Annotated in this window: 19 protein-coding genes; 12 read left to right on the top strand and 7 right to left on the bottom strand. The window is 49.6% G+C overall.

From position 1 onward, the window contains the following. The first annotated feature begins 730 nt into the window (after window positions 1-730). The 6 genes from IV04_RS04190 (at window position 731) to IV04_RS04165 (ending at window position 6,478) form a co-directional block, all read left to right on the top strand. Window positions 731-1,276 (top strand): fimbrial protein, encoded by a 546-nt coding sequence (locus tag IV04_RS04190; RefSeq protein WP_037395845.1) that lies wholly within the window; start codon window positions 731-733, stop codon window positions 1,274-1,276. Between the two features lie 49 nt (window positions 1,277-1,325). Further along, a complete protein-coding gene (locus IV04_RS04185; RefSeq protein WP_037395847.1) occupies window positions 1,326-2,027 on the top strand; it encodes a fimbria/pilus periplasmic chaperone in 702 nt (233 codons plus the stop codon). A 137-nt stretch (window positions 2,028-2,164) separates the two neighbouring features. Further along, window positions 2,165-3,337: a fimbrial protein gene (locus IV04_RS04180; protein WP_037395848.1), complete on the top strand. Its 1,173-nt coding sequence runs from the start codon at window positions 2,165-2,167 to the stop codon at window positions 3,335-3,337. A gap of 383 nt (window positions 3,338-3,720) precedes the next feature. Further along, window positions 3,721-3,975: a zinc-binding dehydrogenase gene (locus IV04_RS04175; protein WP_231566239.1), complete on the top strand. Its 255-nt coding sequence runs from the start codon at window positions 3,721-3,723 to the stop codon at window positions 3,973-3,975. Between the two features lie 365 nt (window positions 3,976-4,340). Then, complete coding sequence (locus IV04_RS04170) at window positions 4,341-5,513, top strand: p-hydroxyphenylacetate 3-hydroxylase oxygenase component (RefSeq protein WP_200877127.1); 1,173 nt, start codon at window positions 4,341-4,343, stop codon at window positions 5,511-5,513. Window positions 5,514-5,533: 20 nt separating this feature from the next. Next, a complete protein-coding gene (locus tag IV04_RS04165) occupies window positions 5,534-6,478 on the top strand; it encodes a p-hydroxyphenylacetate 3-hydroxylase reductase component (protein WP_037395850.1) in 945 nt (314 codons plus the stop codon). A gap of 71 nt (window positions 6,479-6,549) precedes the next feature. On the opposite strand, the gene IV04_RS04160 is transcribed toward IV04_RS04165, so the two are convergent. The 7 genes from IV04_RS04160 to IV04_RS04130 form a co-directional block, all read right to left on the bottom strand. Further along, a complete protein-coding gene (locus IV04_RS04160) occupies window positions 6,550-7,773 on the bottom strand; it encodes a Bcr/CflA family multidrug efflux MFS transporter (RefSeq protein ID WP_081893162.1) in 1,224 nt (407 codons plus the stop codon). 323 nt (window positions 7,774-8,096) lie between these two features. Next, window positions 8,097-10,688, bottom strand: coding sequence for a fimbria/pilus outer membrane usher protein (locus IV04_RS04155; RefSeq protein ID WP_037395851.1), 2,592 nt, complete (start codon window positions 10,686-10,688; stop codon window positions 8,097-8,099). A 43-nt stretch (window positions 10,689-10,731) separates the two neighbouring features. Beyond that, entirely contained in the window at window positions 10,732-11,472 is a 741-nt protein-coding gene (locus IV04_RS04150; RefSeq protein WP_231566240.1) for a molecular chaperone, read from the bottom strand. 66 nt (window positions 11,473-11,538) lie between these two features. Beyond that, window positions 11,539-12,060, bottom strand: a complete 522-nt coding sequence (locus IV04_RS04145) for a fimbrial protein (RefSeq protein WP_152562808.1) — start codon at window positions 12,058-12,060, stop codon at window positions 11,539-11,541. A 252-nt stretch (window positions 12,061-12,312) separates the two neighbouring features. Then, window positions 12,313-12,834 carry a fimbrial protein gene (locus IV04_RS04140; protein ID WP_197062143.1) on the bottom strand — a complete coding sequence of 174 codons (522 nt, stop codon included), beginning with the start codon at window positions 12,832-12,834 and terminating at the stop codon, window positions 12,313-12,315. A 525-nt stretch (window positions 12,835-13,359) separates the two neighbouring features. Next, window positions 13,360-13,662 carry a monooxygenase gene (locus IV04_RS04135; RefSeq protein WP_037395856.1) on the bottom strand — a complete coding sequence of 101 codons (303 nt, stop codon included), beginning with the start codon at window positions 13,660-13,662 and terminating at the stop codon, window positions 13,360-13,362. A gap of 41 nt (window positions 13,663-13,703) precedes the next feature. Continuing rightward, window positions 13,704-14,429: a DsbA family protein gene (locus IV04_RS04130; RefSeq protein ID WP_037395857.1), complete on the bottom strand. Its 726-nt coding sequence runs from the start codon at window positions 14,427-14,429 to the stop codon at window positions 13,704-13,706. Window positions 14,430-14,573: 144 nt separating this feature from the next. Between IV04_RS04130 and IV04_RS04125 the strand changes: the two genes are divergently transcribed. The 6 genes from IV04_RS04125 to IV04_RS04100 all read left to right on the top strand — a co-directional run bounded on the left by IV04_RS04125 (window position 14,574) and on the right by IV04_RS04100 (window position 22,252). Then, window positions 14,574-15,509, top strand: a complete 936-nt coding sequence (locus IV04_RS04125; protein ID WP_037395859.1) for a LysR family transcriptional regulator — start codon at window positions 14,574-14,576, stop codon at window positions 15,507-15,509. A 653-nt stretch (window positions 15,510-16,162) separates the two neighbouring features. Next, window positions 16,163-16,684, top strand: coding sequence for a fimbrial protein (locus tag IV04_RS04120; RefSeq protein ID WP_197062144.1), 522 nt, complete (start codon window positions 16,163-16,165; stop codon window positions 16,682-16,684). A gap of 54 nt (window positions 16,685-16,738) precedes the next feature. After that, the gene (locus IV04_RS04115; RefSeq protein WP_231566241.1) at window positions 16,739-17,479 is read left to right on the top strand and encodes a molecular chaperone; all 741 of its coding nucleotides are present in this window, start codon (window positions 16,739-16,741) and stop codon (window positions 17,477-17,479) included. Window positions 17,480-17,532: 53 nt separating this feature from the next. Next, window positions 17,533-20,148 (top strand): fimbria/pilus outer membrane usher protein, encoded by a 2,616-nt coding sequence (locus IV04_RS04110; protein WP_037395863.1) that lies wholly within the window; start codon window positions 17,533-17,535, stop codon window positions 20,146-20,148. Next, the gene (locus IV04_RS04105) at window positions 20,133-21,524 is read left to right on the top strand and encodes a fimbrial protein (RefSeq protein ID WP_231566242.1); all 1,392 of its coding nucleotides are present in this window, start codon (window positions 20,133-20,135) and stop codon (window positions 21,522-21,524) included. The genes IV04_RS04110 and IV04_RS04105 overlap by 16 nt, the downstream gene beginning before the upstream one ends. Further along, complete coding sequence (locus IV04_RS04100; RefSeq protein ID WP_231566243.1) at window positions 21,524-22,252, top strand: molecular chaperone; 729 nt, start codon at window positions 21,524-21,526, stop codon at window positions 22,250-22,252. The genes IV04_RS04105 and IV04_RS04100 overlap by 1 nt, the downstream gene beginning before the upstream one ends. Window positions 22,253-22,349 lie beyond the last annotated feature (97 nt).

Genomic DNA, 22,349 nt, shown 5'->3' with positions numbered 1-22,349 from the left:
CATTGACATCTATCCGAATCCACCTCTAATCAGGTAGTTTCAGATGATAATTCAAGATAAATCCCACCCCCATAAAGTTAGTATATCATTATGATATACACGTCAATTATTTTAAATTCAGATTTATATATCGCAAAACAAATAAAATAAAGTTTTTTAGACTGATGAAAAATATTGAGTAACACAAGCAATAACCTCGATAATTACCCAAAAAAATGGTTAAAAAAATCAAAGAATAATAGAATTTAAGAATTTTACTCTGCAATGCATTTCAGACAGGCGTCAACCTTATTGCTCACCAATAGGTTGCCATGAAAATAATTGCCTCTATAATACGCGGCCTAAGGGAGTCTTTTTATTTTAATAATATAACAGAGAAATAATAAAATAAGTGTATCTGGATAATAGACCTTATAGACTTCTGCTGAATGAGAATGAAAACTGTGTGGCGCGAAATCAGCCTGTCGTCATCTAGCTAACGACTCTGGTAAACGGTAAATGAATTAAGAAAAGAACTGTCCTACTCCGGGCTCCCCGATGATTTCACTGCTAATATTCATGGCATCGGTTATGCATTAATAACTCAAAACCTTGTTAACTACATATTACATAAACCGTGCTCTGTTAATAACAGGACGAACTCAGCATCCCTATATCGATAGAGGTATAAGTCACATCATTTCAATGTGCATCGAAATGGTTTAACAACACAAGGTAAGTAGGAATATATATGAAAAAGTTAACCATCGTTGCCTCTTTGGTAGCAGCATTCGGCTCTATAGGCCTGGCTCAGGCTGCTTCTACCGGTGCCATCACCTTTAACGGTGAACTGACCGCCACCACCTGCGACGTTATTATTGATGGCCAAGCTGCGGATGCGACTGTAACTCTGCCAACCGTGGGGATCAACCAGTTGGATGCAGCCACCAAAACCGCTGGTGAAACGAGCTTCGTGATGGCGCTGAACAACTGTTCTGGCACCCTACAGACCGCTTCCGCACTCTTTGAAGCCGGAGCTTCTGTTGACCAGGTAACTGGCCGCCTGAAAAACCTGACTGGTGGTGCAACCAACGTCAGCCTGCAGTTGCTGGACACATCTAGTACTTCTCGTACGGTGATCCAGGCCGGTAACCAGAACCAGGTAACCAACACCACTTACGTTGACATTTCAAGCGACAGCGCCAAGCTACCATACGCTGTGCGCTACTATGCTGAAGCACCGACCATGGCCGGAACTGTAGTAAGCAACGTTGTTTATTCTATTCAGTACCAGTAATGGACTGTGTTTTTGGGCCCCCAAATTACCTGCCCGCTTGGAGTTGATTATGAAGTTTCTCACAAACACAACACAGCAAATTTGTACCTTGGCGACTCTTGCCCTGTTCAGCAGCCATACGCTGGCCAGCGTGGTGATCAGTGGTACACGCGTTATTTACCCTTCAGAGGCCAAAGAAGTCAGCGTCAACATCAGCAACGTTGGACCTTCACCAGTTCTGTTGCAAAGCTGGATCGATAGTGGTGATGCCAATGCCAAACCAGCCGCCATCAAGGTACCGTTCGTTCTGACTCCGCCGATAAATCGTGTCGAGGCTGGTAAAGGCCAGACGCTGCGCATCAGTTCCGTTGAGGGTACATTGCCGATGGATAAAGAGTCGGTGTTCTGGTTGAACGTATTAGAAGTCCCGGCTAAAGGTCAGGCCAAAACCAGTGAAAACAAGCTGCAAATGGCGTTCCGCACCCGTATCAAGCTGTTTTACCGCCCAGTGGGCCTTGAAGGCAATGCCAACGATGCCGCCAAGTCGGTGACTTGGAGTACTTTGGGTAGTCAGGTTCAAGCCACTAACCCAACGCCGTTCTACGTATCGCTGGTCAATTTGTCCATCAACGGCAAGAAGCTCGATAGCGCAATGATCGCCCCACTCAGCACTAGGGTATTGGAATTACCAGCCCAAGCAGGGAATAAGATCAGCGGCAGTTTTGTTAATGACTACGGTGCCGTGCTGCCTTTCGACGCCGCCGTGAAATAAGCCCCAACAAAAAACCAATCACGTTAATTACCGTCTTCATCATTATTCAGGAAATCAGTTCTGAAGGGATTTTTATGGCAACCACGACTACCCGTAATTCTTTGCCAACATAAAACCTGACAGAAGGAGAAAACACAATGAAACAGATATTTTCCATAAAAAGCTATTTTAGCCTGTTGGGCAGTTTGGTTATGCTCTTTTCCAACACGGTGCAAGCCCAGGTTACGTGTCAGCCCTATGATGCCTCCATTCCAAGAACAGATACCATCCAGTTGGCACCGATGAATATATCTGCGGGGGTAGATATGCCAAATGGAACCATGCTTTATCGGGGATCCTGGTCTGGCGCAATACCAGGGTACCAGATACATTGTATAACAGACGCCGCCCCAGACAATTACAATTTTACATTTAATCTTGGACTTACAACTGCCCCATTGCCATTAGCAAACTGGACCGGTTCACCCTACTCAGGGAAGGTATATCAAACTGGAATACCAGGAATTGGTGTAGTAATTAGTGATGGCAGTCAGGGTGTAACAATTGATACCCCTCATGCTAACGGTGGGACTCGGACACAAGAAATGGACGCGACAACAAATGACAATAGAATATTAGGTAGTATCCGATATATCAATTTGATAAAAATTGGCCCCATATCTCCTGGAAGTTACTCATTAAATTCAGCTAATTTGCCTACTGCAAAATTATTCTATGACAATGCGCCAGGTGGCCCAAATGTTTTAGGATTCCCGATAATCAGTAATATATTGAGATTCCAGGGGGAATTGACAATTTCGGCTCAGACATGCGCCACGCCAGATGTTGTTGTATGGTTAGGCAGCTTTGATGCCAATAAAACCTTTACGCGTGAAGGAGCGGTAACACCTTGGGTGAAAACCAATCTTACGCTGCAAAACTGCCCTACATTCTATGGTTATTATAACAATTCAAATGTGGCCGCTTTATTCGATTATGGCCAAGGAGGTGTTAGCAACATTCCTGCCTCAACCAGCAATAATGTGGGCATCAGATTAGTGCCCAATACATCAGTGGTTGATGCAGAAAACGGTATCATGGCTATAGATACTTCCTCATCCGAATCTGCTTCAGGAATAGGAATTCAGTTGGGCTGGGGGGATAACAATCCAACGCTGTTTAATTTAAGTAATGAGCAGCAAATGATTTTACCTAAGGACGGCAGTAAAAATATTGTGATTCCATTATCTGCCCGATATATACAAACGTCGTCGGTGGTGAAACCAGGCAATGCAGATGGCAAGGTAACCTTTACAATAAACTATTATTAATGAATTGATTAGCTTTTTAATAGCCCCATAACGTTATCGGCTTATTCCATTTATGGGAGTTGAGGTTCTTGCCACAACTCCCGCAGAAAAAATAGCACCTGCAATTTGAAAAGAATGGATATTAATTAAAAATAATTAAGAATTAAAACCATGAAAATATACATCATGACCGAGAGTCAGTTTTTTATTGACATCAAAAATCAATTGTCATTAAAAAAGACAATACAAAAACCGCGCTCCAACTAATACCAAAAACAGCCAGTACGGTTGTATAAAACGCTTTGCTGGCATCGAAGCCGTTTACAACGGGATAGACATGACCGATAAACCTGCCACGATGTCGAAGATAGTCTCGTGGTGGCATTCTTATTGAATATGGCGGTTTGAGTCCGGAGCCGACACCTTTCCCTCTGTTCATGGTGTTGAGCAAAACACTGACGCTGCGAGGTTTCCTCGTCCATGAGATCATCAGCGATCCAGTGCGATTGGAAGCTGCAAAAGTGTTTATCCTCAAGGGGCTTACTTCAGGTTCGTTGCATCCTGTCATTGCCAGAGAATCTCCATTCGACCAGATCGTTGAGACACATTATTTTCTGGAATCAAATGAACAACTCGGCAAAATCGTCGTGACGGTGTAATCAGGGTAATGTTGACCAATCACACCGTTGCCCACAATTGCAAATAGGGGCTTGTTTAGGGGCCCTCTTCAAACATAACTATTTTTATAATGCATTTCGAGTCCATTCAGGGAGCCAAACTCCGCTACTCGATAAGTTATTGCAAAGCGCATCTGGGCAACGATGTTGCCAGATCACGCTTTCAATATTTAACATGAAAAGTACAATTTTTTACCTGAATGTTACATTCCATTAAAAAACCCTTATCGCATACTCATCGAACAACCATCACATAGGCTAAACACCTGATCCCGCTTCCTGAACTGTTTTAACCGGCGGTGATAAAGGATTAGTTGCCGCATATCTACCATTCCTGAGGGAGTTCGATGATGAAAACGCTCAACCCAATGCTGGAAAAGTTGCTACCCATTCTGCCACTTATTGCTGCCAATGCTGCAGAAGCAGAAAAAGAGCGAAAAGTGCCTGACGAAAATATTCGGCTCTTAAAAGGGATAGGCATGCATCGAGCCTTCCAGCCGAAGAAATATGGTGGCCTGGAAATCTCCTTACCGGAATTCACCGACTGCGTTGCCGCCTTGGCTGGTGCCTGTGGCGGCACCGCCTGGGCTTTCAGCTTACTCTGTACCCATAGCCATCAGTTGGCGATGTTTTCCGCCAAACTACAACAAGAGGTCTGGGGAGACAATCCTGACGCCACAGCAAGCAGCAGCATCGCCCCTTTTGGCCGCATAGAAGAAGCCGAAGGTGGCGTCTATCTGAGTGGCGAAATGGGCTGGAGCAGCGGTTGCGATCATGCCGAATGGGCGATTGTGGGGTTTCGCCGCAAAAATACCGCAGGCGAACCTATCTATAGCTTCGGTGTGATCCCGCGTAGTGATTATGAAATCCGTGATGACTGGTACGCCGTAGGCATGCGCGGCAGCGGTTCCAAAACACTGGTGATCAACCAGGCTTTCATCCCCAATCACCGTATTGAAGCGGCTCAAGATATGATGCAGGGGCGTTCTTCCGGTTACGATCTCTATCCTGACAGCAATATTTTCTACACACCTTATCGCCCCTATTTTGCTTGCGGTTTTGCCGCCATCAGTCTGGGTGTGGCCGAGCGCATGCTGGTCGCCTTTAAAGAGAAAACCCAAAACCGCGTGCGTGCCTACACCGGGGCCAGCGTAGGCACGGCGACACCCGCGCTGATGCGCCTGGCAGAGTCAACCCATCAGGTAGCCGCCGCCCGTGCCTTTCTGGAAAAAACCTGGGAAGAACATGCTGAGCATGGCCGACGTCATCAATATCCTACTCACAACACATTGACTTACTGGCGGACGAATCAGGCCTATGCGGTAAAAATGTGTATCGCGGCGGTGGATCGCTTGTTCAGTGCAGCGGGTGCAACCAGTTGGATGGAAAGCAATGAAATTCAGCGCCTGTTCCGCGATTCACACATGACCGGAGCACACGCTTATACCGACTACGACGTCTGTGCGCAGATCCTGGGGCGCGAACTCATGGGATTAGAACCCGATCCGACCATGGTGTAACAAGCCGGAGAACCTATCTGATGACTCATCACACAGACAATATCCTGGATCCCCGTGCATTTCGCCGCGCACTGGGTAACTTTGCCACTGGAGTAACGGTGGTGACCGCTGCCACCCCAGACGGCACCCGCGTGGGCATGACCGCCAACAGTTTTAACTCGGTGTCGTTAGATCCACCACTGATACTCTGGAGTATTGATAAGCGCTCTGGCAGCTATTCGGTGTTTGAGCAGGCCAGCCACTTTGCCATTAATATCCTGGCCGCCGACCAGATAGATGTATCTAACCGGTTTGCCCGCCCTAGCGAGAATAAATTTGCTGGGGTGGACACAGAGATCGGTGCCGGTAACGCGCCTTTGCTGGCTGACTGTGCCGCACATTTTCAGTGTGAGAAATACCAGCAGGTTGACGGCGGCGATCATTGGATCCTCATCGGCAAAGTGGTGGCCTTTGACGATCTGGGCCGTGCGCCGCTGGTCTATCACCAAGGGGCCTATTCGATGGTATTGCCTTATCAGCAAGTGTCTGAACGGGTTACGGATGGCCCAACGAGCAGTGCCAGGCAAGAGCGCCTTAATCAAAATGTCTACTATTTACTCACGCAGGCACTGCGTAGCTACCAAGCCAGTTATCAACCCAAGCAACTCTCTACCGGATTGCGGATCAGCGAAGCCAGAATGCTGCTGGTGCTGGACAGCAATGCCTGCCTGGATATGACCAGCCTGATGGCGGAAGTCGCGATGTCAAGCAGAGAGATCGAAGAAGCACAGGAAACCTTATGCCGTAAAGGGTTGATCTCAAGCACGGAGAACGGCTACCACCTGACAGCCGCAGGTGAGCGCCAAGCCAACGTATTAAGGGATATCGCTGCCAAACAGCAGGAACAGATGCTGGCCGCATTCCCGGCAGATGAAGTCGAAATATTGAAAAAGCTCTTGCGTGGGATTATTGCCAACGCCATGTAAAACATCAGGTTAAGCCATCATTCGTCCTACCTTAGCTGGTACGGCGAATGGTGGCTGCCCCCACCAGCCCTCTACTTACTCTTTTTTGGGTCGATTGAATGCAGTTGCGGACGTAAACCAACGACGGACATCCGCTGCCCTACCCAGCCAAGCGTCGCACAGACGGCCATCACCAACGTCATGGCAAACGGTGTGTCATCCTGTAGCCAGGAAACCGCCAGGCTCGCCAACGCCCCCATGCCAAACTGCAGCGAAATCGCCAATGCGCTTGCGCTTCCCGCCTGTTGACCACGTTGTTGCAACAATAATGACAGGCTGTTGGTGCCGATGGCATTCACCAGCGACATAAACAGGACAATCAGGATTACCAGAACCGGCAGACTTTGTTGATGAAATACCAATAGCAGCAGACCAAACAGAACCTGAGCACTACTCTGAATCATCAATAATCGTGGCAAGCTGTAGACTTTCAGCATCCTGACGTTGAGTAACAGCACTGCAATCATGCCAACGATATTGCAGCCAAATAACAAGCCATAATACTGGGCGGGCACCTGGAAATAGCTGATATAAACAAAAGGGGAACCGCTGATGAAAGCAAACATCCCTGCAAAGGAAAACGCCAGAGTCGCAATAATACCCATTGCCTGCCGATCCTTTACCAACAGGCAATAATGATGAAACGCCTTCAAGATATTGCTCGCATGCTCGGGCTGAGCTTTTAATGTCTCCGGCAATACCCAGAACACCAATAATCCACTGATACACCCAACCACCGCCAACAGCATAAAAATGGCCTGCCAGTCAAAAAACGTCAGCAGAGCGCCCCCCAGCAAGGGGGCCAACAGCGGTGCAATCATGGTGACCAGCGTCATTAATGACAGAACGCGCGGCAGTTCATCAGGCGCATAAACATCCCGGGCAATGGCTCGCGCCATCACTACCGCAGCCCCGCTGCCAAACGCCTGTAATGCCCGCAAAGCAACCAGTTGCTCAACCTGAGTCGCCTGCGTGCACAGCACGCTAGCTATCACAAACAATAGCATGCCGCTCAACAGCAACTTCCGCCGCCCCAGCCAATCGCTGAGTGGCCCATACAGCAACATCCCCAGGCAAAAACCGGCGAAAAATGCCCCTAAGGTATATTGCATCTGCCCTTGGGTTGCTTGTAACTGCTGGCCCATAGCAGGCAGAGCAGGCAAATACATGTCGATCGACAACGGACCAAAAGCGACCAACGACCCCAGCAGCGGGATCAACCAGCGTGGTGGCCGATTAGTAAAGGCAGACGGCATGAATGCTCCTCACCATAAATTATTCCCTATAATTTAATAAGATAATCAAAGAACATTATTCATTAACATATTAACAATGTAACTATACAATAAATATGTTTCACTCGAATCGCAAGGTTTCCCTGGCGATATTTATACCAACGCGTTGACGGGATAATCGGTACCGGCCTTAGTCAGCGGAGAGGAGTTAACGATTTTTATTCTGACGGGAAGAGGCATTTACAGAGGTATAACCAACGCCATCAATTTTGCACTTTAATGCTCAGCGGCACCGCCATCCTTGGAGTTAGCTCCAGCCAATCCTGTAGCAACTGAGCTCTGCATTACTGTTTGATGCACGGCAGTTCTAGGCGATGCAGAGATAACTTTATATCCTGACCGCGCAAGTCATAGCTCAAGGTACACTGCTCGCTGGCGGCATCGCCCCATTTTGCATGCAGTTGCCCTTGCAGTTCGCTCACCCGAGCATAGATTTGATTGCCTTGGCCAACCAAACCGATAACGGTGTTATTGTTGTCATAGACGTTGCTCCCCAACGGTAAACCACCGCCCTGATCATCAACGACTTTTATCAGCACAGCATAGCCCTCCAACGTTTTGAAACGCACTTTGACCACCGAACCGGCATAAGGCGCCACGCGCTGCTGGTTCTCAGTGAGTTCAGCACTCGCGTTTTCTATCCCCTTGGCATTCAGGCTGATGTCGTTGTAGCGGTAAGGCACCAACGAGGGAACAATGGCATAGCCGAAACGATTAACTTTGGCCCCTGTTCCATTCATCACCTCGGCCCCTTTTACCCCCTCGGCTTCAATAAGCCCAAAGGTATCGCCCAGATAGGGGCCAAAGGTTATGCCACCGCTATGCAAAACTGCGGCACCACGGGCGCTGGCACCACCTTGGGTGTAACCTCTCCCTTGCGAGAAGCTACCGCCCACGGTAACTATGGGCAGTTGTTTGGTCGCATTCGCCCCTAAACTGACCCCCTCGCCACCAGAGTTAAAAGCACTGTTAACGCTGTAGCTCAGGCTTTGGTTTTCACCGAGCGTTCCCGCCATGGCCGCCTGATAGTTCGTATTGCCACCGGTTTCATGGGTCACCCCTGCAGAGATCAGTGGCGCACGGGAACCGGAGCCCCAAGGAATGGAAACAGAAAACATAACGACATTCTGCGTGCGGCCATTATCCACCTCACTTTCCGATACAACCCCGGTTGGCGTACGGCCAGTCTGCTGCCTGCTCAGCGAGAGGTTATAACTGATGCTGTTGTAACTGTGCGAATAAGCCATCTGGTATTGCGTATCACGCCCACGGCCACCATGGTAAGTGCTGGTGGAACCAGAGAAATAAACCTGACCATATTCCCCCAGGCTCTGGCTAACGGTAACAACCAGTTGATTGCTCTGCTGATAAGTGCTGGACAACCAAACTTCATTACTGGCTTCGGCTTCACGCAGGCCCAGCACGTCGCTCAAGTCACGATAGCCCTGAGTAGAATAGCGATAACCGGCCAGCGCCAGCGTAGTGGACGTTGGAGCAAAAGTGCGGCTGTAGGTGGCTCCAACACGCCACCCATCCAAGGTTTTGCCCCACATATCAGCCCGTGAATAAGTGGCATTGACCCCCAGAGCACCAAGCTGACTGGCAAACACCGCGCCCCCCAGTAATGCCTGATAACCATCAGAGATGCGCACCCCGGTGTTTGCCGTTATGGCATTGGTCAACCCGGCCTGATAGGTGAGATCGGTAAACGCTGCATCACTATTGCCGATGTTGCGGACCTGCCCGGCAGCAAAGCTGACGCGTGAATGGCCAGGCCGTATGGAATCGGATACGGCAGAAAACGGCACGGTAAAAGAAGAAACGCGGCCATCAGCCTCCAGCACTTCTACCACCAGGTCGCCCTGATAGCTGGTCGGATAGAGATCATCAATCACGAAGGCCCCTGGGGCCACCGTGGTTTGATAAATCTGCACCCCCGACTGACGCACGCTGACTTTGGCCGTGGTAGCGGCAACGCCACGAATGGCGGGAGCATAACCCCGTTGCGATTCAGGCAGCATACGATCGTCAGTTTCTAACTGGATACCGCGAAAACCCAGGCTACTGAACAGGCTACCAGAGGTAAAGCTTTCACCCAGCGTCAATTGGCTGCCGATCGAGGGCAACGGGCGCTGTACATAATTACGCACCGAATTCCATTGGCTGTTACTTGGGCTGAGGCTGCTGTTATAGCGGGTAAAGGTGGATTGTTGACGGAATTGCCACAGGCCAAGGTTGAGCCCTGAATTTAGCCCCAGATAAGTGGACTCAGTCGTGTTACCGGAAGCCTGAGTGCGGTAATAGTTAGTGTCGTAATTGGCAAACGCGACGGTCTCACCCACGGCTAGATCTTTAGTCGAGACCGAACCGCGCGCCTCACGCTGCATCAAGGTCTGCGGCACAAACAGATCCAGGCGCAAACGCGCAAAATCAAAACGGCTGGACGCCCCTTCTACCTGCTGTTCCAGGTTTAAGCAGGATGACGTGTCGTCGGCTTTCGCTTTGATGGCAGTGGCTAAAATACCCGCATCAACCATGTTCTCCCTGCTCAGGCAAGCGGCAACCACGCCTTGCTCACCCGCAGCAAAGACCAGTGATTGCCGCGAGAGGAAATTCCCATTGATGAAGATATCGACTTGATAAGTGCCGGGCTCGATAGCGTTAGCCTGGTTAAAACGCGTAATGTTTTTTTGTTCTTTGGCACTGCCAACCAGCATGCTGTCATCAAATTCAAACGAGCTATTCGCGGGCTGGGCATAAACCTGGGGAATCAGCAACCATAGCAATACGGCCAGCGGTCTTAGCCTGGCCGGAATTAACCTGACATTCGCCATCCGCTGGCCATTTTCGAAAGCGTTTGGTATGGCTTTATGCATTTTTCAGTCCCTTAACCGAGGGATACTGGCCACCAGCGTCTGCTCAATTCAAACTGGCTTCCGCGCTGGTATGTCCGCCATAGTCATTAACCAACGTAAATTTCACTTTTTGCGCACCTGCCGGTGAGCCGGCCCCTTTCTCTAGTTTCCAGCTTACCTGAGACTTCGGCGCTACCATATCAACTTTGAATGGGACTTCTTTACCACCCACCACTGCGGCCGCTTTAATAAAGGAAGCATAAAAACCGGAATCATTTGTCGCGGCCATCACCCATTGACCCGCCTGTTGTTTCAGCGAGAAACGAAGTTGCTCGGTGACTTTTTCTGGGCTACCGGCAATGCCTTTCGGGCGATAAAAAATTTTAATCCGGTTACGCAACACCACCAGCATCTGGTTTTCTGCCGCTCCAGCCACGTTTTTAGGCGGGATCTGCACGCTGTTAAGATAAAACACCGACTCGCGATCCTGCGGCAAATCCTTGCCGGTAAATACCAGACGCACCGACTGACCGGTTTTCGGCTCAATACGGAACAAGGCCGGTACCACGACAAAAGGCCCATCGGCAGTATCAGGGGTGGAGGCAGGGTTATTGACATCTGACCACATCTGCACCACGTAGGGGATGTTGTCATTATTGGTGAGTTGGACGGTTTGCGACTGCGAGCCTGCAGGATAAATAACCCGAGTGTTGAGCATCACCACGCTAGCTGAGGCACAGGCAGAAATGAACAGGAAAAAGAGAGAGATAGCACTAATAACGACAGCGGAACATTTGGTTTTCACACGCAACATCCTCGTTTAATGCTCTGACTTAATCCCCCTTCCACCGCAGTGGAAGGGGATGCCTTATTATTGGTAAGACACAGCGTACTGCACGCTCCCCAATACAGATCCAGGGGTCGCGTTGCCTTCAGAATAATATTCCACCGCAAAATCATGAGCCGCAGAAGTGGCATTTGCCGCCAATACCAGACCTGCCGCACCGGTTTGACCAGTCAAATCCAGTGCCGTACCCGGCGTGGCTGGATCAACCAAGCGCAATGACACATTTGTTGCAGTACCGGTGTTCCCCATACGGCCATTAGCGGTCAGATTGTTGCCTACAAACACGGTTTTGATGGCGGTGGCGCTGCCAGAAGCCGTACAGCCGGTCAGGCCGATGGTGAATGGCGTCTGCCCAGCAGTTGTACCCGCAGCCACCAGTGACGTGGCCGCAACCGTTGGCAGCAGGATCAGTGGCGTTGATGCATTGCCATTGATGCTGATATCGCAAGTTTGATCGGCAACTTCACCCTGGAATTTAATGGTGTTATCAGCCAGCGCAGCGGTAGATAAAACCAAACCAGCAACCATGAGTGCAACTTTATTCATTTTCATACTCTGCATTTACCTTCAAGTTCAGTATAGGCGAATTGTTCAACTCGGTGATGTTATTCGCCCACGATAACGTTAATACGTTCTCTGTTGATTTTATTGCCAGATCTCTCTCTAGCCAGAGGAAACCTGCCCCTCAGCTATCAGAGAAATCTGCCAGTGTAATTTGTGGATTAAACAGCCAATGGCTGGAAATGCGTTAACAGCATTTACATTTATGCATTGCCTTCTTGGACGAGAGGCAACCTATTATTGATAGGATACGGCGTATTGCACGCTACCCAGCACAGAACCCGGGGTCGCCCCGCCTTCTGAATAGTATTGAACAGCAAAGTCGTGCGCTGCCGTTGTAGCGTTAGCTGCCAGTGACAGGCCCGCAGCACCGGTTTGGCCGGTCAGATCCAGAGGGACAGTTGGCGCTGCAGGGTCAACCAATTGCAGAGACACTTTGCCAGCAGTACCGGTGTTGCCCATACGGCCTTCAGCGGTCAGGTTGTTACCTACAAACACCGTTTTGATGGCGGTAGTGCTGGCAGAAGCCGTACAACCGGTCAGGTTGATGGTAAATGGTGTTTGCCCAGCAGTCGTGCCAGCAGTAGCCAATGACGTAGATGCTACCGTTGGCAGCAGAATCAGCGGCGCAGAGGCATTGCCGTTGATGCTGATATCGCAAGTCTGGTCAGCGACTTCACCCTGAAATTTAATGGTGTTATTAGCTAATACAGTAGTGGAAAAAACCAGGCCAGCAGCAACGATTGCAATTTTATTCATTTTCATACTCTGTAATTTACCTTTATGTTCAGTGGTCGGGTGTAAAGAACAGTCGTTGCTCTCGTTACCCTATGACAATGTTAATCCGTTCTCTGCATCGGCCTTATTTTCAGCTTGCTCTTCAAACCTACTGTGTGGGGAACCTCTACCACCAGAACAATCCGACTCAACCGACTGTGTTAATCAACCTGTCTTTCCTGGCAAATGCGTTTAGTACGTTTGCCACCCAGGCCGATTCGACGAGAACAATTCTACACAGCAACCCACAAAATAGAATCATTAACTATCAATTGTTAAAAATTAAAGATAAAAATCTAAATTTAATGTTTTAATGTATTAATTTAATTTAAAAACACTAATCGGGGTGTCTAGATAAGATAGTTCTCTAAGATAATTCCAACTTCAATCCACAATAAGAATCATCTTAACCAATCAAGAAGGAGTGGCCAGACCAGAAAATCGGGGAGCAGGACGACTCCCCGACAATTCAGCACCAAGCAACGTTAAGTGCAACGGGCTGGATTATTAGAAAGGAGCGTGGTTGAGGCGAGATAAGGCTTCGTTAACCGAAAAGATTTTGCCGTTGACGTGCGGGATACCAAAGCTTTTTAGCCTACTGGCATGTTTCTCCAGATAAGTGGCAGCAGACTTTTCGTCACGGAACAGATAGATTCCACCGGCTTCATGGGTCTCCTGATTTTCTGTCCAATATTTCCAGATGAAACCCGGCTCCAAGGAAATCGAGCGAGCAAGTTCTTCCATCGCTTGATGCATAGCCGTTCCCCATGGCCCTGTATAGGGAAAATCAACTTGAAGAATGTAGTACATCGGTAATCCTCCTGAGGTGTATTAAAGCGCTATCAAATAATCTACGAGCCCATTCGTGCTTTGAGCTGTGTAATGAGCGGCTCTGCAGTGGTATAGCCCATGCTTAGTGGACTCATTGCACCGTTCTTTTCTAATAATAAAGTGGGAAAAGAGCGTACTCCCCATTGACGGCATTTGACGAAGTCCTGCTCAACGGCTTTTTGGGCTGCACCGGAGTTAAACTCCTGGCTGAACAGTGCAAAGTCCAAACCGCTCTGCAAACAAGGTTGGCGATAAAAACCGGTTTCTTTAGGGTCGGCACCTTCAACATAGAATTTCTGCTGCACCGCAGCAAAGAAAGTCAGCAGATCCCGCTGTGTCTGGCCGCGTTGCAGCATGAGTTGCCTGGCTACCCCCACCGCACGGCAGGCGGGTTCGGTGTCATAATCAAAGTGGCTAAGTTGCAACAGCGTAAAGCCGAACGGTTGGCCCGTGACGCTGGCAATATGGCTCCACTCCTCACGCAGAAAATGCCTGAAGGCATCGTTCCAGGGATCGCCGCCACCGGCACGTAATCCCCCGGCAGTAATGGAAAACGTGATCCCGGCCTGTTGACAGAAATCAGCAACCTGACTGATAACAGGTGCAATCCCCCAACACCAGGAACACATGGGGTCACCAATATAGTGGACTGCCATTCCTTCCACCTGTGGCACAACAGCCTGTTCCGATGCACATTCTGGTCCACTCAAGGTGCAGTGTCCCGCATCAGGATCGCATTTCATCATCACAACCTCCCGACTAAATATTCTGTCTGGCTACCTATTTTTTGAGTACTAAGCCAGCAATAAGAGAAGGGAAACATGGTAATAAGTTTCTAATTGATGAAAAATACGCGTTAAAAGAATTCACTGTTCAACTTTTGAGAACAAATGGACAAACTTACCGCAATGCTGACCTTCGTCCGGGTGGTTGAAACCGGCAGTTTCACGCGTGCAGCCGAAGTACTGGAATTACCCAAAGCCAGGGTATCGCAAAGAATTAGCGACCTTGAACGCCTTCTGGGATTCCGGCTGTTACACCGAACCACCCGCACGCTGGGGCTGACGGAAGAGGGAACGGCCTATTATGAGCGCTGTCTCGATATACTCAGCGAAATCGAAGAACTGGAAAGTTCGCTCAAAGGCAATGTGGCAAATCCACAGGGCAAGATCCGAGTAGAAGTGTTGACGTCCATTGCTCGCTACTTACTCGCCCCACGGTTAGCGGAGTTCAAAGAAAAATTCCCACAGATATCACTGCGATTTGGCTGCAGTGACAGGATTAGCAACTTGTTCGAGGAAGGGATTGATTGTGCTATCCGGGGCGGGCATCTTGAGGATTCCAGCCTGATCGCCAAGCATATCGGCAATGTGCACTTTGGGCTCTATGCTTCACCGATTTACCTTCAGCGCACTAGCCCAATCAACTCGCCAGAAGATCTGTTAGCACACCAAAAAATCAGTTGGTTCAGCAGTAGAAACCACCGCCCCCTGCTCTGGCAGTTGCAATCAGCGCAGGAAAGTCTAGAGGTTCGCGGGCCTTATGATTGGTTATTCAATGACAACGAAGTGTCAATTGCAGCCTGTTTGGCGGGTACCGGCATCTGCCCAGCAGCCCCCTTCGCCGTTGAATCATTGGTACATTCAGGTGCACTGTGCCCCGTTTTACCAGCGTGGAGTTTCCCCCCACGAGAACTCAACATCATTTACCCAAGTACAAAACACTTGTCTGCACGGGTGAGAAGCTTTGTTGACTGGGCATTCAACCTACTGCAGTCCGATCCATCCTTAAGCTTAAAACCATGGGAGCTCATCAACCCGCGTTAGCAGGCATGCCCATCCTCGCCATACCTCAACACGAGCGGCGACTTAAAATATGAACATGCGAGAATAGTCTCAGGCAGAAGCCAACTTCATTATCGAGAGTAAAATTGCCCTATAAATGTAAGAATCAATTCGCTCTTACCTCAGTCACCCCAATGAGCCATTCACAGCATCAATTGAAAATCCTGCCTCTATCTAACTCAAATCAACGCCACTTAAGATAAATCTCGAGACAAAACTTAAGAATATCCTCAGAGAGTTATCCTATAAGATATATCTTATCGACACAAAAACATTAAATTAATTATAAAAATATCAAAAATAAGCATTAAAAACTTAAAATAAACGTTTTAATAGTTAATGATTCCAATTAAAGCCGGATGACTTAGAATAGCTCTCGTCAACAACAGACTAATCAGTAAACGCACTTAGCGCATTTTCATAGATTGGCTGGCTGACACACGGAGACAGTGCCATCAGAATCTTCTTGAGCTTAGTAAAAGTCATTAACTTTGCTTACAGCTCTTAATTCACAAGAACATTCTGAGAACCGGGTCAATAAAAAACGTAGTTATTCTGAGTACAGGAAACGGCGAAGTCGATTCAATCAACGGTTTCGCCAATGAGTTAACCAAAGGGAAATATTCAACATGAAAATGAACAAAATTGCGATCGTTGCTGCCGGCCTGGTTTTTTCCACTGCTGTATTGGCTGATAACACCATTAAATTTCAAGGTGAAGTGGCTGATCAAACTTGTGACATCAGCATCAATGGCAACGCATCAACGCCACTGATCCTGCTGCCAACAGTTGCAACAACCGCTCTGGCAACCTCAGGTGAGACTGCAGGGCAAACGCCATTCACCATCAGCCTGACCGGTTGCACCGCCTCTGCCAGCGCCACCGCTATCAAGACGGTGTTTGTGGGTAACAACCTGACCGCTAATGGCCGTATGGGTAACACCGGTACTGCAACAAATGTGTCTCTGCAATTGGTTGATCCTCTCGCGCCAACCACCCCACTGGATCTGACCGGTCAAACCGGTGCTGCGGGCCTGTCACTGGCTGCTAACGCCACAACTGCATCGCATGACTTCGCGGTAGAATACTATTCAGAAGGCGGGGCGACCCCGGGTTCTGTGCTGGGTAGCGTGCAATACGCTGTATCTTACCAGTAATGAGTGCGCCCCCTTCCACTAACGTGGAAGGGGCATTCCAAGAGGGTACTCCGCGTGACGATCAAATATTCAGGGGCCGTGCTTGGCGCGTTCTCCGTGTTCCTTATGTTGCTTTCTACCCCCTTGACCGCCAGTGTAGTGATGCTCAAGACCCGAATCATCTACCCAGCGGATGCTCAATCACAAACGATACAACTCACCAATAACGACAGTATTCCGTATGTGATGCAAATGTGGTCGGATATCAATAATCCTGCCTCTACCCCCGACACTGCCGACGGGCCTTTTGTCGTGATACCAGCCCTGTTCCGTATTGAGCCGAAAACCGGTCAGTCGGTGCGCCTGGTGTTTACCGGCAAGGACTTGCCGCAGGATCGTGAGTCGGTGTTTTATCTTAACAGCGTGCAGATCCCGCCTAAAAACGTGGCTGGAGCAGCAGAAAACCAGATGCTGGTGGTGCTGCGTAACCGGCTCAAGATTTTCTATCGCCCTAAAAATATTGTCGGTAACCCAGAAAAAGTCGCAGACCAGATCCATTTCTCGCTTGCGCAACAAGCTGGCCAATGGGTGCTGACCGCGAAGAATGATTCCGGCTATTACGCCTCGTTGATCAAGGCTGCTGCCGTCGTGGGTAATAAAGAGATTCCATTCAAAACCGAAATGCTGGCGCCAAAGTCCCAGGCAAGCTGGAAGTTAGAGAAAAATGCCCAGTCCCCTGCCGGCGCGCAGGCAGTGAAGTTTACGTTGATTAATGACTACGGCGGTTACACCAGCCAGGAAAGTCGTCTGAAGTAATTGGTTGTACTCATTCGTCATACCCAGGAATTCGCGTTTAAGGGACTAAAAGTATGTACAGAAAAGCAATCCATTCCCCACGCTATCCCAATCCTCACCAAGGAAAGGCGGCACTGGTCAACTCATCAATCAATGGAGTCCAGCTCAAGCCACTAGCGCTGCTATTCGGGTTGCTGATGTTTCAGTCCTTCACTGCTACGGCCAACAACCAGTTTGAATTTGATGACAGTATGCTGGTTGGCAGTGCCAAAGAACAAAAAAGTATTGCTCGCTTTAACCAGGCTAACGCCATCGAACCTGGCACTTATCAGGTTGATATCTTTGTTAATGGCGACTTTTTTACCCGTAAGTCCCTGCAATTTTCAGCAGGGGATCAAGGGCATGTCTCAGCCTGTCTGTCACAGGAGATGCTGCTTGATGCGGGAATTTTACCTAGTGCAATCAAAAATAAAGCGGAAAATGTGCCCGACTGCTTAAGCCTGGAACAACAGGTTGATGGGGCATCCAGCCGTTTTGATTTTGCTCGCCTGCGCCTCGATCTCTCTGTTCCCCAATTGCTGATGCGGCGCGAAGCGCGCGGTGCGGTACCGGTCAAGGATTTGTCCGCCGGAGAAACCGTGGCGTTTACCAGCTATGACACCAACTATTACCGGACCAGAGCCTCAGGCTATACCACAGACTCAACCTATCTGGGCCTGAATTCAGGGTTCAACCTGGGTCTGTGGCAATTCCGCCAGCAGTCGAGTTATACCCGTTATAACAGTGACCAAGGTGCCAGTAATAGCCAGTGGAATTCGATACGCACCTATGTGCAACGGCCAATCCCATCGCTCAGAAGCCAGGTAACACTGGGGGAAAGTTTTACCCCCGGTAACCTGTTCAGTAGCATGGGATTCCGTGGCATTTTGTTCCAAACCGATGACCGTATGCTGCCCGAATCACAACGCGGCTATGCTCCCACCATTCGCGGTGTTGCTTCCACCACGGCTAAAGTCAGCGTGCGCCAGTCAGGCGTGCAGATCTATCAGACCACGGTAGCCCCAGGGGCCTTCGTGATTGATGACCTGTACCCCACCAGCTTCCAGGGCGATCTGGTAGTAGAAATCCAGGAAGCTGACGGGCGGATCTCCTCCTTTACTGTGCCGTTCTCAGCCGTGCCAGACTCAATGCGCCCAGGCCATTCGAACCTGAGTATAGCTGCCGGGCAGGTCCGCAACATTGGTAACAGCAATGCGACCTTTGCTGATTTGACCTATCAGGCCGGGCTGACCAACGCCATTACGGCAAACTCCGGAATCCGCGTTTCTGATGGCTATCAGGCGCTGTTGGGGGGCACGGTGTTTGCCAGCCAATTAGGCGCCTTCGGCACCAATGCGGTGTATTCGCGAGCGGATATGTGGGGCAAAACGCTGGATGGATGGCGCTTAGGCACCACCTACAGCCGCACTTTTGCTCCAACGTCCACTACGCTGGCGTTGGCGGGATATCGCTATTCCACCCAAGGCTATCGTGACTTGAACGACGTGCTGGGAATACGCGATGCCTATGAAAACAATAAAGTCTGGTCGTCCAACACTTATCAGCAAAGTAACCAGTTTGTGGCGACTATCAGCCAAAGCTTGGGGGAATACGGCCAACTCTACTTCTCTGGTTCCACCAGCACTTATCGCGGAGGCCGTGGGCGTGATACCCAGTATCAGATGGCCTATTCGCACAGTTTCAAAAATATCAGCTACAACCTGTCGCTGAGCAGGCAGCAAACTGGCAGTACCCGATTGGGTGTCCAATCCGCGGATAATGTCTCCACTGGCAGCGCACAGAACCTTGTGATGTTCTCGATCTCCATCCCGCTAGGGGCGGGTTCACGTTCGCCCATCCTCTCTTCTGGCGTGAGTCATGCGACTGGCTCTAATGGCAACACCAGCTACCAGACTGCGCTCGCGGGTACACTCGGGGAAGATCAGAGCCTGAGCTATACTGTTAATGGCGCTTTCGACTCCGGTGGTACCGGGGGCAGCTTTGGGAGCAGCGTAACCAAACAGATGTCGCGGGCCACTGTAGGCGGCAACTTCTCGCAGGGCCGTAACTATACTCAAGGTGGGGCCAGCGTTCGTGGCGCGGCGGTCCTCCATAGCGGGGGCGTAACATTCGGCCCTTATCTGGGTGATACCTTTGGGCTGGTTGAAGCCGATGGAGTAAAAGGCGCTGAAGTGATTAACGGCATGGGAGCCAAAATTAATAACTCCGGTTATGCGATTGTTCCTTCATTGGTGCCCTATCGTTTTAACGATATCAGCCTGGATGCCAAAGGCATTGAGAACGCCAGCGCCGAGCTGACCGAGAACCAGCAACGTATAGCGCCTTATGCCGGTTCAGTGGTCAAAGTGCAATTCAAAACGTTGGAAGGTTATGCGCTGCTGATCAAACTGCTTGGTGCACAACCAGGCGGCTTGCCTCTGGGCAGTAACGTTTATGACAGCAATAACACCGTTGTCGGTCTGGTTGGCCAAGGTAATCAGATCTATGTCCGTGCTCCAGGTAAGGAAGGGAAATTACACGTGAAATGGGGTGAATCAGCCAGTGAGCAATGTACCCTGAGTTACGATTTACGCAGTCAGGATATGACTCAGTCACTGTATCGTCTGGAGTTACCATGCAACGGCCACTGATGCTCAAAGCAAAACGTGAGATAACAACTATGCGCAAAACCTTTTCTGCGGCATTGCTGGCGCTGGCTGGCATTACACTGGCGACTCCCGGCTGGGCGGAATGTTACAAAATCACCGCGATCAATAATACTCCTACTTCAAACTATTATACCGAAGCGGGTAAAGGGACAGCAGCCAATTGGGACGGATCCGTTGATGCAGCAGGTTCTTTAGGCACTGTACAAACGGTTATTAACGTCAACAGCAGTACCTTTCAACCAAATGGAACATTGATTGCAAGTGGCATCGTCAATTTCTTGCAGTCTGGTGCGCAACCGTACAGCTCAGATCAAATCCTGTTTCGCTGCACGGCTAGCGAAACAGGAAAACTGTACGAATATTATGCCACCAATGGCGACTCCGATTATGCAGGACGCTATGAGGTAGGTTCTGCGTATGGCTTACCAGAATCTTATCGAACAATTATTGATGGTGTAGCGTTGCGTGCTACCAATCTGGCTACTGGCGAATATTACTCCCGTTACTGGAAAGCGCGTCCGTTGACCAATCTCGATACAGACTCTCAAGGATGGATCCTCGTCAAGGCCAAAAATTTCAGTAATACCAACGTAGAACTATTTCGCCTTAGTAGCTCAACAGGCTCAACCAGTACAGGTGTCGTCAACTGGACACAACCAGCCACTTATATCGCTTTCCGTGGCGGCAGCCTCTCCAATGGTCTCACCGTTGGTGCAGATTCCAATTCAATTTATTATGGTTGGTACGGTTACTGGCCTGGTGCAGTCAACCTGCATAACCGTATTTATATCCGCAGAGCGGCCACCTGTTCAGTCACTAACGTAACCCCTACGGTGGTCTTCCCTCTTATTACAGTAGCGGAACTGAAATCCGGAGTAACTCGTCAACGGCCTATTACCATTCAATTCGCCTGCCAGACAGGGGCTCCAGCTAATACCGGCCTAGTGGGCCTGACCAGCGGCATTGCCGCCAACCAGACTGCCATGGGGATCCTGGTCAACCCCGCCAACGCAGCAGCAGCTGTCTCAGCCGGATTTGGTACTGCCGGTTCAGGTGTCGGCTATCTGCTGTCTGACGGTTATGGCACGGATCCTAACGTCGCCAGCGGTGTAGGTATTCAGATTTCGCGCACTAACGGTACGGTGCTGAACTTGCTCAGTACGCTGAGTGGTACAGTATTGGGGGGCAACAGCGCAGGTTGGTACCCGGTATTGGATGATGCTATTTCAGGGGGTGCCGTTAACGGCGTAACGACCTATACTAAAACCCTCAATGCGACGCTAAAAGCTCTTCCGGGTAAAACAGTCACTGCGGGCAAAGTGAGCGCTACAGCGCAGGTTATTATTCAGGTGCAATGATGCGAAAGTTAATCGGATTATTTTTTGCTGGTGGGTTATTTCTCAGCAGTTGGGCACAGGCCGGTGTGATGATTGAATCATCACGCGTAGTTTTCTCGGCGGCCGATCGCGAACGTTCACTGCTCATGTCGAACGATAATCCTTATCCCGTCATTGTGCAGACCTGGATTGACGATGGTTCACCGGACGGAACCCCAGAGACTGCGGGGGATGTCCCGGTGTTGCCTCTGCCGGGGCTTTTCCGGTTGGAAGCGGGAGAAAAGAAAAACTTACGCCTGCTGGCCACTCAAATAAAACAGCCGCAGGATCGTGAATCCCTGTACTGGTTAAATATTTACGAGATCCCCCCCACCGACGCCAACTTGCCACCCGGTGTTTCTGCAATAAAAGTGGCGGTCCGTCTGCAATTGAAGATGTTCTATCGCCCGCAGAATCTGAAGCCAAGCATCGATAAGTTGCCAGAGCAACTACAGTTCAATCTGAGCAGACTGCCCGGCATACTGCAACTTAAAGTCGAGAATACCTCGCCTTATTATGCCACTTTCAGTGCTGCCAAAGTGACTGGCGGTGGTAAATCCCACCCGTTAGAGATTGGTATGTTAGCTCCATTTTCCAGCAAAACGCTGGATCTCAGTGGCGAAAAAAGCTGGCAACCCGACACGGTCAATTTCGTTTTAATCAATGATGATGGTAACGGCGTTGAAGCCAACAAGTCCCTCAAGCGTTAATCATTAAGCCTGTATTGAAAGGACACTCTAGAATAGAGCTGATAAATACAAGAACGCCCTCGTACGAGGGCGTTTCTACTGTAAGCTCGTATTCCCG

This window comes from Serratia sp. Ag1 (assembly GCF_000743355.1).
Taxonomy (GTDB): Bacteria; Pseudomonadota; Gammaproteobacteria; order Enterobacterales; family Enterobacteriaceae; genus Chania.
The sequence above is the reverse complement of the archived record's forward strand: the minus strand, read 5'-3'. Positions and strand labels throughout refer to the sequence as shown.